Raw genomic sequence first — 11,744 nt, 5'->3', positions numbered from 1 at the left:
GCACGCCATCAGCCTGGTACTTGCGCCGCAGGTTGCCGATCGCGCTGGCCGACACCTCGTGGCCGGCCGCCGCCAGCTCGACGGCCTTCGCCCGCTGCCGGGCCGTCAGCGACTTCTCCGGGCCGTAGCCCTGGCGCGGCGAAGCGTCCGAGTCGGCCTCCGGGCAGCGGCCGTGCAGGACTTCGAGGATGTGGCCCTCCCACCACAGTGCCCGCTCGATGGCCTCAGGCGGAAACGTCTCCAGCCGGGACTGGGCCGGCAGCGGCGTGCGAACCGGCAGGTCGACCACGGCGAAGTCCGGATCGCCCGTCAGCTCCGCGACCGCCACCTCCACCCGGCCGCCGCCGGTGTCCGTCAGCAGGGCCGTCGTCGCAGTGACACCCACGACTGCCCTGACCTGCCCGGCGAAGCGCACCCACGCGCCGACCGCGATCCCTGCCGGCCTCTGCCGCCCGCTCACCGTGTCCGCCTTCCGCTGACCAGCGTGGTGGACGACAGCGGCTCGCTCTCCAGATCGGCGGCCAGGTCGCCGTGCCAGAGCAGGTGGAACAACACTGGCAGCACCACCAGCGGATCACCCGCTTTTGTGGCCCCGGACCGCAGCGGCACCGGCTCGCCGAACACGTCGACCAGGCGCGCGGCGACCTCCGGGTTCGCGCAGCGGCTGCGGCGGTAGCGCGACAGCCAGCGCACGTTTTCCATCAGCACCGGCTCCGGTTCGCCGACGCGTACGAACTCCCAGCCGACCGCCCGACAGGCCTGCTCCGTCGCATCGAATGCCTCCGCGTCCGCCTGCTCGATCCGGTCGCCGGCCCGCACGTCCACGACCCGGCCACGGCCGTCCGCCAGCCGCACGAAGTAGTCCGGCGCGTGTCGGCGCAGCCGCTTCCCGTCGTGCCAGTGCAGCCAGAACGGCTGCGAGGCGATCCCGACGACCTCAGGCTCGCGATCCAGCAGGATCAACCGGTCCCGCTCCAGCCACGACTCGTAGCCCACGTGGTTGTCCACCGTCGCCGAGAAGTACCAGCCCGCGAAGCCCTGCCCGCCCTTTGCCCAGCGGAACTCGCGCACCGGATCGGCGGACTCGAACCGCCGGTTCCAGGCCTGCCCGAGCGGCAGCCGACGGCGCTCACCAGCGTCGACGAAGTCCAGCTCGAACGCAGACAGCACCGGATCGTCGTACGCCAACGCGGCAACAGCCACCGGACTCCCCACCACCGATCAAGATCAAGTGGCAGAAACCTACTGTCCGTCAAGATCATCTGGCAAACGGTCAAGATCATTTGTCACGGGACACCGGTCGTAGCAACCAGTGCGTGGGCGGCTGGCTCGACCGGGGGGACCAGCTCGAAGAGGGTTAAACGAAAGGGTTAACCGAAAGGGTTAAATACAGGGCGGGTACAGGGCTAAAGCAGTGCTAGGTTGTGAGCCGGAGGTGAGGCTTCGTGCCCACGCAGGACGAGTTGTTCGCGGCGGTGGACGCGCTGCTGGAGGGGGATGGCGGGCCGCGTCTGCCCGAGCCGGCTGAGCGGGTGCGATTGCGGGAGGCTGCGGAGGTCACGCAGGCCCGGCTGGCGCAGGTGCTGAAGACGACGGCGCAGTCGGTGAAGAACTGGGAGGCGGGTCGCTCCGAGCCGAGGCAGCCGCGCCTGGAGGCATATGTGCGGCTGCTGGAGGGCTGGGCGGAGAAGTATCCGGCCTCGGACACCGCCCCGGCAGCTTCGACGGTCGAGGAGGTGCCGGCCGCCTACGCCCCGGCGCCGGTGGAGCCCGAACCCGAACCCGAGCCCGTCGCGACCGACACGGTGGAGGATGCGGCCAATCAGGCCCCGCAGGAGGCTCCCGCCGCTTCGCCGGTACGGCCCACTGCGGTGCGTGCGGCCGGGCCGTCGCTGCGTCGCGCGGCGCGGCCGGCTCCGTACTTCGACGGGCAGTTCCCCAACGGGCCACTGGCCGTGTTGGACGGCGACGGCACCGCCTACGGCGTGGGCGGCCTGGTCCTGGATTGCCCGGCGACCACGCTCGCGCAACTGGTCACCTGGGCGCTGGGCGAGTCCGGTCTGGGCGCGGCACGCCTGCACCGCTCCGGGAAGGACTCCGACCCGCTGATCGTGCTGACCGCCGAGGCCGCAGCGAAGTTCGGACTGCCGGCCACGCTGGACGACCACCCCGCCACCCGCCGCACGCAGCGGCTGCCGGAGGACCACAAGGTGGTCAAGGCGCTGACCCGCTCGAAGTGGCAGCTCACCCGCCGCGGCTTCGGCCCGTGGCCCCGCATCTACAAGCCGGTCACGGAAGGCCGGCGCCAGTGCGTTCAGCTCGCCGTCCTGCCCTGGCGCGCCCTGGACCCCCGCTCCTGGGGCGACGCCGCCAGCCTTCCCGCGCCGGATCTGGCCCGCGTCCTCGGCATCTACGCCCAGCGGGTGATCACCCCGCGGGGCTCCACCGCCACCAGCGGCCTGGAACTGATGACAGCGCTGCGCCCGCCGACCCGCGCGGTGCGCGACGAGGCGACCGGCGGGTGGGCGTCGAGTGCGAACCCGGGCGCGCTGACCGAGACGGTGGAGGCCGCGCCGCCGGAGGTCCCGCCGGAGCACCCGGAGGCGCAGGGCTGGACCGGCGGGTTCCTGGACGAGGAGTCGTACCAGTGGAGCCGCCCCGTCGAGACCCTCTCCGACGCGGAGATGGTGCTGCCGTTCGCGGTGGGCATCGACCTGAACACCGCCTACCTCGCCGCCGCCTCCCGACTGTCGGTCGGGCTGAGCGGACCGGTGCACGTGACCAACCCGCGCTTCCACAAGAAGGTCCCCGGGAGCTGGTTCGTCGACCTGTCCGGCGTCCCGACCGACCCGCGACTGCCCAACCCGTTCACCCCGTCCGGCAAGCGCCCCGAGGGCCCGGCCTGGTACGCCACCCCGACCGTCGCGTACGCACTCGAGCTCGGCTACGACGTTGAACCAATGGAGGCGTACGTGCGGGAGAAGAGCGGCGCGTACCTCGACCCGTGGCACGACCGCCTGCGCGAGGCGTACGTGACCACGATGGCCGAGGCCGGCATCCCGGTCGACAAGGACACCGACGAGCGCGCCTTCCTCGCCTCGATGACCGCCCACCGCCTCCTCAAGGGCGCCGGCGAGGACCTGGAGGCGCTGCGCGCCGCACTCACAGCCGAGGGTCTGGGCCACCTGGCGGAGATGGGCGACGACCAGCTCGCCTCGGCGGCGTGGCGCCACCACCAGATCGCCATGGTCCTCTCGGCGGTGAAGTCGACGGTGAAGTTCGGGATCGGCAAGCTGCGCGAGCGCCCCCAGGGCGTCACCTACAAGAGCGGTGAGCCGTGGCCGGCGCTGGAGCGGCCCACCTGGCGCCCGGACATCCGGGCCGCGGTCATCGCCAAGGCGAGGGTAAACATGCACCGCAAGATGGCCAACGTGGCGAAGGCGAACGGCCGCTACCCGCTCGGCGTGAACAACGACTGCGTCGTCTACGCCTCTCCCGGCACCAGCCCACTGGACTTCCTGCCGCTCACCGGTGCCGGCCGGGTACTGCCCGGCACCTTCCGGCTCGGTGCGACCCCGGGCCTGGCGAAGGTCGAGGGCGTGCAGCAGATGCTCACCGTCGTGGACTGGCTCGAGCGCGACCAGCGCGCCAACCCGGCCCGCCACATCAAGGGCTACGACAGCACGCTGACCGACGGGAAGTAGGACACCGTGGAGGAGATCACCGACGCGATCGACCGAGCGGCCCCCATGCACTTCACCCAGGCCCTGCCGAAGTCCGCGCAGGCCCAGATGCGGGCGCTGGTCAAGGCCGCCAAGGGCGACAAGAAGACGGTCGCGGCCAGCCTCGGCGTCGACCCGAACACCGTGCGCCGCTACCTCAAGGGCGAGCGCAAACACCCGCGCTCCGCGCTGCGCGACGCCCTGGTCCGCGAGCTCCAGAAGGTGTGGCAGCCCGGCAACCGCCGCAAGGCTCGCAAGAAGGCCGCCACCAGCACAGGCATCACGGTGGAGGTATGGGCCTACTTCGGCTACACCGCCCCCGTCGGCACCACCGACGAGGCCCGCCTGCGGCACCTGACCGTCCACCTCCCCGCCGAGTACGCCGACCGTCTCTTCGCCGCCCAGGACCAAGGGGCCAGCGACCAGGAGCTGCGAGAGATCATGGCCGAGGGGTTCCAGGAAACCTATTTCAAGGACGGCGGACGGGCCACCGGCCTCGAAGTCGAATTCACCGGAATCCAAGCGATCGACGTGCAGTATTAGTGCCGAGGAGAAATACGGCGATTAGCCACATGTGACTGAGCGCTTCAGCTGGCCAATGAGCGCTCGAGTTGGCCGGCTACCCGACCACAACACCGGTCCCGGGATCCCCGCAGCGGAACCCGGGACGGACCGTCACCCGAACCCCGCACCAGTCCACCCGTTCCACCTGCCGCACCAAGAAAGGACCGGATACCCTCGGGTCGTCACCAGCCCTCTTCCGGAAGGCGGTAGCTCGGATGGTTAACCCGTCGAACATCCTCTTGAAACTGTTCGATCTGCCTCTGGAGGGGGTGCGTGGTGTGGTGCTGCTGCATCACGACGACAGACTGAGGCGGCCGAGGCGCCCCGCTCGGGGTCTGCATCACTGCATGGCGTTTCGTCTCTGAGCTCTCGCGGCCGACATGCTCCTGCCGAGCCTCGCGACGCCATTCCAGCTCATCGACGACCCAGTTCTCGTGCTTGTCCAGCAGCCTGCGCAGTTGCTGGCGCTCCTCTTCGGTCTCCCTAAGCGTCTTCAGTTTCGCTTGAGTAGACGTCAGGGCGAGAATGACGCTAAGGCGGCGGGGATCACTGGGAAGCATCCTTTTGAGCTTGTATTCCAGATAGAACTCATGGATCGCTAGGTAGTGAATGTAGTCCACGATCTACCCCTTCCGCTGGTCACCAGCGTGCGCGCCGATGCACTCAAACGCAAGGGGCCAAATTTAGCGGAGCCAGCGCCACGCGAAAACTGCCGCCAACCTGGCCATGTCACAGGTCGACGGCGGTATGGACGCAGGGCTATCGGCGCGACCCGGACCCGGACCGGGCTGAGCGTCCGCGCCGAGTTCGATCCCGGCACCTACCCCACCGGCGTCACCGTCCCCGACCACGTCATGAAGCGCCTTCCTCTGGACGCCCACGAGTGGCACGGCACCTGGAACTACTCCCTGCGTCCCGAACCACTGGCTCCCGAACGGCCCGTTGCCCCACCGGAGTTCGGCCGGTTCCCCACCGGAGACAAGGCGCCCGCCTGGCTGCACCATCCCAGCCTGACCGGCATGGAGAGCACAGCCTGGAGCGAGCTGCAGCAGCGCTATCGCCGCTACCTCGCCGACTACCCGCCGATCATGATCCCGGGCAAGAAGACCGGGCCGGGCACCGGCAGTCGCTACCTGTCAGTCTCCGACCGGCTGCTGGTCGGCGTCCTCAAGGCGCGTTGGAAGATCCACAACCCGCCGCTCGCGGCACTGCTCGGCACCTCACAGGCGCTGATCACCGACGCAGTCCGCGAAGCGAACCGGATCCTCGACGCCCTCGCACACTCCATCCCCCGCGGCGCGATCACCGTGACCACAGCCGACCAGCTTGCCGCCATCGCAGGCCACACCCTGGCACCCGACGAGCCTGCCAAGAGCAGCAAGTAATTCTTCGTCAGCTCCCTGGGGCGAAGCCACCGAAGGGAGCAGGCCCGGTGGCGGCCTGCTTCGGGTGGCCTCTACCGCGCTCCGGGGGTCCGACTGCTCTGCTGGCGGGACCGACTGGGCGTGCACGTGCCCCGCGGCCGCGTGTGGTGTCCGGCTCATCCACCGGCTGGACCACTGCCCGGTTCACGGCCTGGACGGTTACGAGCCGGCCGAGTTCGGGCACGGTGCCGACCGCTGCCCGGCGTTGGCCCCGCTGCGCGCCACCGCCTGACCTGGTGTCAAGGGGAGGCCGGTAGTGCCTGTTTCTGACATCCAAGATCGATCCATCGTTAGGAGTGCCGCGATGTCCGTCCCGACTTGGCTGGCCAGCCGTGTTCTGGCTGACGCGGCCATCGCGACCGCAAACGCCCGACAGGCCGCTACCGAGATCCACGACCAGGGTCGTGACCACTACGACGACCTGACCTGGCGCGCTGCGGTCGTCAAGGCCCACCGTGCGACGGACAAGGCCGAGGAGATCGGGATCAGCCCGCAGGGCGTCCTCGACGCATCCAAGGCTCGCTGAGCGCTCCCGGCGCCGTTCGCGAAGTGTCATCGTGACGCTTTGTCCGCTAGCGGCAGCCAGATCGAGCGTAACTACCACCCAGGCACTGAGCGGCACTCTCTACTGATGGCATCGCGTATTGGATTGTCGTGAGTTGCCGGGGCGGGCGGCGCCGGAACGGCAAGTCCGCAGCCGTAGGCGGTCGGGCTCAGCCGCGCAGATGGGCGAGAAGGGTGTCGCTCGCCGGATAGGGGCGTTCTGCGGGGAGGAGTTGCTGGGCTGCGTCTAGAGCTCCGTCCCTGACGTGGGCATGGATGGCATGCGCGAGCGCGGTGACATCGCTGATCGAGACGATCCACTTGTCCGCGTAGCGCTCGGCGGCCTCGCCGGCGAGGCCGAGTTGCAGGGAGCGGTGGGCAAGCGGTTGCAGGTGCAGGTCGCGTTCGGGGTCCCACTGCACTCGGGCGGGGGCTCGCTTCAGCTGGCGTTTCCAGGTGGAGCGGTCGGGATGCAGCCCGTGTTCGTAGTGGGCCAGGCAGGCGTTTGCCAGGGCCCACTCGAAACCCTCGCGGGTGATTTCGATCGCGAGGGCGGTCTCCTGCCCCTCCTTGGCTGCCCATCCGCACCGATACATCATCCAGAGGAACGACGGCTTGATCCACGTCATTCGGTCTCGTTGCCAGGCGCTGGGAAAGCGGCCGTCGTGTGCTGCGGGCAGGCCGATCTCTGGTGCGTATGCCTGGTAGACCGTCACGGTGGAAGCCGTATAGAGGGCGCGGATCTGATGCTTGGATTCTGACACGGTGACTAGCGTCGACGCTGGTCACGCTCCGCGCCATCGAATTGTTAGGTCGGGTGAGCCTGGTTGAGCGCTGAACGGAGTCAGTCAGGTATTTCGGGCTCGTCCTCGGTGGGAGGCGTAGGTGGCCCACGTGGCCCACGTGGCGCCGGTCTGGACGGCGTGGTCCTCGCTGCTCTGTGCGCGGTCCGCGCCGGCGGACCTGCCTCGTCACCAGGGCTTGAAGGTCGTTCCTGACCGTGTCACGCCGCTGTGGTGGTACCGCGTTGTCGAGCACGGGGTGTTGACGAGTTCGGCTTACGTGCAGTGCCGTGGCCTGGTAGGTGATCGCTTCCCGTGCAGTGTGTGATCGCTTCCCGCGCAGAACTGGGGTCTGCTGGGGCGACGGATCTTGACATGGGCCGGGATCAAACTGCGATCGTTGCCCGATGTTCACCACTCCCGCTCGGCCCGTCGACATCCTTGTGGTCTTTCCGGAGCTCGCTGTCTACGCGAAGGACGCGACCCGGCTGCACCCGCGTCGCGGGGTATCCGCGCCGGGGGCGAGTTCGGTGGCAGGGCCGATGCTCTGGCCCGCAGGCGAGGCCTGGCCGACCTGCCAGTTGCCGCACATGGTCGAGATCGAGCGCCCGGCCACCAGTGCGGAGCTGGAGGATTTCCGACGAGGTGACGCGCTCTTCGCCCAGCGGCTCAGCCAGTGGACCGCCGAGTTCCCCGAGCAGGCCGCCGATCCCGACTCGGCGCTGGGCAAGATGGCGGCGATGCGGCAGCAGTTCCTGCAGAAGGCCGGGAGCCGGCCGCCGAAGGAAACGGTCAAGACGTGGGAGCCCGAGACCCCAGCCGAACCGGTCTCCATGGTCCCGGTCATCCAGCTCCATGCGGCCGACATCCCCGAGATCCGGTTCCCCGGACGGGACAGATCTCCTGCAGATCCTGTGGTGCCCGCACCGGCACCCTGACATCCCCGGCATGCACGAGCACTACCACGGGCCGGCCCCGAAGGTGATCTGGCGGTCCGCCGCATCACTCACCGATGCGAGTATCGGCGGGAACAGGTCAGCGGACGACATGTACCTCCTCGAACCGTGTGTACTGCACCCCGAGCGGATCACCGAGTACCCCGACATCGAGGATCTTCCCGAGCAGTTGCAGTCCCGCATTCACGCCTGGCACAACAGTCTGGGGCAGGACCCTGGCTACGACTACGGCAATGACCTGTCGGTGGCGCCTGGTCTCAAGACGGGCGGGTGGCCGTACTGGCCGCACGGCCCTCGACCGGTCCGGTGCTCCTGCGACTCGGAGATGAGCCTGCTTCTGACGCTGCCCAACGGCGAGCGCGGCGCACTGAGCTGGACCCCTGTGGAAGACCGCTTCCGCGCGCGCAAGCGGGGCTATGACCCGGAGTTCCACGATCCGACGGGCTTCCGAGGCGCTCGCGATGAGCTTCTCATCTTCGTCTGCCGGCAGGACCCGCACCACGGTGTGTGGATCGCCCTCGAATAGGTGCCACGAACGGCTTCCACGCCATGACCGGTACTCCGAGCACGAGGGTGGGCTCGAGCACCGTACGGGTGTGAGCCTGATCGGTGACTTCCCACGTCAGGAGGAAGCGCGCGCGGCCCGCACCCGACTGCTCGGCCAGGCCGACTGGACGCTTGCCTCCAGGGAGTGGACTGGCCAGCACCATGAGGCGCTCTCGAAGGAGAAGGAGCGCCTGCTCGGGTGGGCGGGGAGCCTGGACCGGATGCCCGACCCCTGGAGCGAGGCGGCGCCGTGACACCCGCCGCCGGCCGGGCGCCCTCACGCGGTTCGCGGTCGTGCGCCCGGGTGGCTGGGCTGGAATCGGGGGTGGGTGGGGGCGGGTGGTGTTTCTAGGTTCGGCGGTAGGAAGCCACGCCGAGCGACACAGGAGCCCTGCCATGACCGCTCCGCCTACCATGCCCACCCCGTCTGCGGTGCCCACCGCGTCTGCCGCGCCTGCCGTGCCCGCCCCGCCTGTCTTACGCGCCGCGTCTGGTGGGGCTCGTTCGGGGTTTGTCCGTTTGCTGGCTCGGGATCTGGCTGCCGCCACCCCCGACCAACTGACGGGGCCTTTGGCCGGGGCTGACGGGACGTCCCTGCCGTGGTTCGCGGCCGCCGCCGACCATGCGCTGGCGCGAGCCGGCCACCAGGCCAGTTCCCCGGCCTGCGGCGCGGCCCGGGAGGTCCTGGCCGCCGCGGAGGAGGCACGTGCCTTCACCGTTCACATGTACAGCAGCGACCGGGCGTGCACGTGCCCGCGCGCCGCGTGCGGTGCCCGTCTCACCCACGAGCCGGACCACTGCCCTGTCCACGGCCCGGACGGTTACGAGCCGGCCGAGTTCGGGCACGGTGCCGACCGCTGCCCGGCGCTGGCGCCGCTGCGCGCCGCCACCTGACCGTCCGTCATGGGGCGGTCGGCTCACCGCCACGCCGGAGGCTGTCGGTGGGGGCTTGTGGGTGGGGCGGGTAAGCCAGGTCCCCGGTGCGACGACCGGCCCGGCCACCACCCTCCGCTCCCATCCGGCAGCTCTACGGGCTCCAGGGCCTCCCGGTGCGCCCGGGCGTGCCCTTCCCGCTCGACGAACGCGGCCAGCCTGCAGGCCCTGCTGGAACCTGTCCGCCTGTGAGCGCTTCGGCTTCGCCGCGGCCGCTGCCCGCCAGCCAGCCAGCCAGCCAGCCAGCTCCGGATCCTCCTCGATGCCGACCGCGGCCAGCAGTTCCATGCTTATGGGATTATTCGGGGCGCCGTGGCGCGGCCGGGACGGCCGCCGGCGACGGTGGAGCTTTCGAGGGGATGAGCGGTGTGAGTGCGGTGGACGTGGACCCGGGGGTTCCTGAGGGTCCGATAGTTGTGGAGCACCGGCGATGGGGCCTTGATCGGGGCAGCCTGGTGCCCGCCGCCGTGGTATTGGTGATCGGGTTGGTGCTGGCCGTGCTGCTGCCAATGGTCGACCGGTCGGTGGCGGACCATGCGGTGGTGCGCGCGGGCGACCGGCTCGACCTGGGAGCGGGCCTGACGCTCGCTCCGCCCGAGGGGTGGCGCCTGGTGAAGGGGGTCACGCTCGGCACGCCCACCATCGCGCCGGTGCCTGGCAAGGGCAAGGCGGTCGTCACCGACGGGACGGTGACCGCCGCGCTCCAGGTGGGCCCCTTCCGCGGTGACGCGTCGCAGCTGCTGGATCAGGTGAACGCCGACGAGGAGCACACGACCGACCTGCCGGGCTTCCGGGCTGCCGGCGACCGGGCGCACGTCACCGCGACCGGCGACGTCAGTGGGGTGCGGGAAACCTACCGCGCCACCTCCGGAGCGGGAGTGCTGGCCAGCTACGCGCTGTCCGACGGCCGAGGCCTGACCATCCTTGTCTCCGCCACCGACGACGGGCAGCTGACCACCCGCACCGACCAAATCCAGCGGATGCTGTCGAGCGTCGCGCTGACCACCCAGGGGGACCAGTCGTGACCACCGTCATCACCGGCCGGGAGCTGGAGGAGGCGAGGGCCGCGGCGCTCGACGCCTCCGGCTGGGGCACGCCGTTCAGGATCGTGCAGTGGCGCAACGCCTGCTTTTGGGTGCTCGTGCTCGGACTGCTCGCCGGAGCGGAGCAACTGGTGGAGTTCTACCAGCGCGGCGTCGGCGCCTACGGGACCGCACTGGCCGTCGGCGCGATCGCGTTCGGCCTCTACACCGTGCCGTGGGTGTTCCTGCTGCGCCGTCACAACCGGTACACCAGCCTGCCGGCGCGGCTGTTCGTCGTCGCCTTCGCCTGGGGCGTGCTGACCGCCACCTTCGTGATGGCGCTTCACGCCAACAGCGCGGCCATCTCGCTGGAGGGCAAGCTGTTCGGGCACGGCTGGATCGGCGACTGGGGCCCCGGCCTGACCGCCCCGTTCACCGAGGAGAGCGCCAAGGCCACCGCGCTGGTCCTGCTGATCGGCCTGGCGCCCCGGCTGGTCCGCTCGCCGTACCACGGGCTGCTGATCGGCGCGTTCGCCGGACTCGGCTTCCAGATCGCTGAGGACGTCCTGTACGCGTACAAGAGCGCCGTGGAGTCGTTCGGCGCCGACCAGGCCGGTGCCGCCCTGCTGGTCGTGGTGGGGCGCTCGGTGACCGGCTTGACCGCGCACGCGCTGTTCAGCGCGGTGTACTGCGCCGGACTGATGTGGCTGATCGGCCGCGGCGGTTCCGCGCACCGGCTGCGCGGCCTGCTACTGGTGGCCGGTGCGATGCTCGGGCACGGCTTGGTGGACTGCCTGATGTCCATGGGCCCCGCCCTGGGTGGCGGGCTCGGCGGGCTCGCCGCCCTGGGAGGGCTCGTCGGAGGGCTCGTCCTGCTGTCCGTCGCAAGCCTGCTGCTGCTCCGGCTCACCTTCAAGCTCGCCCTGCCGCAGGAACGGCGGTGGCTGCGCGACATCCTCGCCCCCGAGGTCACCGCCGGCCTGTTCACGCAGGCCGAGCTGACCGCCGCCACCGGGTCCCGCAGGGACCGCCGTGCCTTCCGCCGCTCCCTGCACGGCAGCTACCAGCGCGGCATCGGTAAGCGCGTGCTCACCGCCGTCCGCCGGCTCGCCCGGCAGCTCGCGCTCGCGCAGGGCGCCAGCACCGACGACGTCGCCCGCGCCCGCGAGGAGGTCTTCCGGCTGCGGGCCGGCGGCTGACTGTCAGACCTCGATCCGCGCGCCCGTGCCGGACGGTGCGGTCGTGGGGCAGC

The 11,744-nt window shown here is 70.3% G+C and carries 12 protein-coding genes and 1 pseudogene; 10 read left to right on the top strand and 3 right to left on the bottom strand.

Annotated elements, in window-relative coordinates:
• Positions 1-456 precede the first annotated feature (456 nt).
• On the bottom strand, positions 457-1,170 hold the full coding sequence (locus BR98_RS01090) for a TnsA-like heteromeric transposase endonuclease subunit (RefSeq protein WP_232247185.1): 714 nt from the start codon (positions 1,168-1,170) through the stop codon (positions 457-459).
• A 275-nt stretch (positions 1,171-1,445) separates the two neighbouring features.
• Here BR98_RS01090 and tap point away from each other — a divergent pair, with 275 nt between their 5' ends.
• Both tap and tpg read left to right on the top strand, forming a co-directional pair.
• Positions 1,446-3,704, top strand: coding sequence for a telomere-associated protein Tap (gene tap, locus BR98_RS01085; RefSeq protein WP_035839063.1), 2,259 nt, complete (start codon positions 1,446-1,448; stop codon positions 3,702-3,704).
• Positions 3,705-3,710: 6 nt separating this feature from the next.
• Positions 3,711-4,265: a telomere-protecting terminal protein Tpg gene (gene tpg, locus BR98_RS01080; RefSeq protein ID WP_035839061.1), complete on the top strand. Its 555-nt coding sequence runs from the start codon at positions 3,711-3,713 to the stop codon at positions 4,263-4,265.
• 203 nt (positions 4,266-4,468) lie between these two features.
• Here tpg and BR98_RS01075 read toward each other — a convergent pair whose 3' ends face one another.
• Positions 4,469-4,906 (bottom strand): hypothetical protein, encoded by a 438-nt coding sequence (locus BR98_RS01075; RefSeq protein WP_035839059.1) that lies wholly within the window; start codon positions 4,904-4,906, stop codon positions 4,469-4,471.
• 141 nt (positions 4,907-5,047) lie between these two features.
• Here BR98_RS01075 and BR98_RS01070 point away from each other — a divergent pair.
• Together BR98_RS01070 and BR98_RS01060 are read left to right on the top strand one after the other, a co-directional pair.
• Positions 5,048-5,671 (top strand): annotated as a pseudogene (locus BR98_RS01070) (ISAzo13-like element transposase-related protein); the annotation flags it as partial.
• A 343-nt stretch (positions 5,672-6,014) separates the two neighbouring features.
• Positions 6,015-6,236, top strand: coding sequence for a hypothetical protein (locus BR98_RS01060; protein WP_035839055.1), 222 nt, complete (start codon positions 6,015-6,017; stop codon positions 6,234-6,236).
• Positions 6,237-6,423: 187 nt separating this feature from the next.
• Here BR98_RS01060 and BR98_RS01055 read toward each other — a convergent pair whose 3' ends face one another.
• Positions 6,424-7,017, bottom strand: coding sequence for a DUF4291 domain-containing protein (locus tag BR98_RS01055; protein ID WP_035839053.1), 594 nt, complete (start codon positions 7,015-7,017; stop codon positions 6,424-6,426).
• Between the two features lie 425 nt (positions 7,018-7,442).
• Here BR98_RS01055 and BR98_RS01050 point away from each other — a divergent pair, with 425 nt between their 5' ends.
• From BR98_RS01050 to BR98_RS01025, 6 genes are all read left to right on the top strand, one after another.
• Complete coding sequence (locus BR98_RS01050) at positions 7,443-7,973, top strand: hypothetical protein (RefSeq protein WP_035839052.1); 531 nt, start codon at positions 7,443-7,445, stop codon at positions 7,971-7,973.
• Between the two features lie 10 nt (positions 7,974-7,983).
• Positions 7,984-8,517 carry a hypothetical protein gene (locus BR98_RS01045; protein ID WP_051969160.1) on the top strand — a complete coding sequence of 178 codons (534 nt, stop codon included), beginning with the start codon at positions 7,984-7,986 and terminating at the stop codon, positions 8,515-8,517.
• Positions 8,518-8,587: 70 nt separating this feature from the next.
• On the top strand, positions 8,588-8,791 hold the full coding sequence (locus tag BR98_RS01040) for a hypothetical protein (protein ID WP_035839049.1): 204 nt from the start codon (positions 8,588-8,590) through the stop codon (positions 8,789-8,791).
• A 265-nt stretch (positions 8,792-9,056) separates the two neighbouring features.
• Positions 9,057-9,431, top strand: a complete 375-nt coding sequence (locus tag BR98_RS38840; protein WP_157537262.1) for a hypothetical protein — start codon at positions 9,057-9,059, stop codon at positions 9,429-9,431.
• Positions 9,432-9,925: 494 nt separating this feature from the next.
• Positions 9,926-10,495 carry a hypothetical protein gene (locus tag BR98_RS35855; protein WP_051969159.1) on the top strand — a complete coding sequence of 190 codons (570 nt, stop codon included), beginning with the start codon at positions 9,926-9,928 and terminating at the stop codon, positions 10,493-10,495.
• Complete coding sequence (locus BR98_RS01025; protein WP_083975836.1) at positions 10,492-11,691, top strand: PrsW family intramembrane metalloprotease; 1,200 nt, start codon at positions 10,492-10,494, stop codon at positions 11,689-11,691. The genes BR98_RS35855 and BR98_RS01025 overlap by 4 nt, the downstream gene beginning before the upstream one ends.
• Positions 11,692-11,744 lie beyond the last annotated feature (53 nt).

The organism is Kitasatospora azatica KCTC 9699 (assembly GCF_000744785.1).
GTDB lineage: Bacteria > Actinomycetota > Actinomycetes > Streptomycetales > Streptomycetaceae > Kitasatospora > Kitasatospora azatica.
The sequence above is the reverse complement of the archived record's forward strand: the minus strand, read 5'-3'. Positions and strand labels throughout refer to the sequence as shown.

What these genes read in the sequence shown, in the direction of transcription:
- BR98_RS01050 (WP_035839052.1), top strand. Translation starts at nt 7,443, where the DNA reads ATGTTCACCACTCCCGCTCGGCCCGTCGACATCCTTGTGGTCTTTCCG.
- BR98_RS01045 (WP_051969160.1), top strand. Translation starts at nt 7,984, where the DNA reads ATGCACGAGCACTACCACGGGCCGGCCCCGAAGGTGATCTGGCGGTCC.
- BR98_RS01060 (WP_035839055.1), top strand. Translation starts at nt 6,015, where the DNA reads ATGTCCGTCCCGACTTGGCTGGCCAGCCGTGTTCTGGCTGACGCGGCC.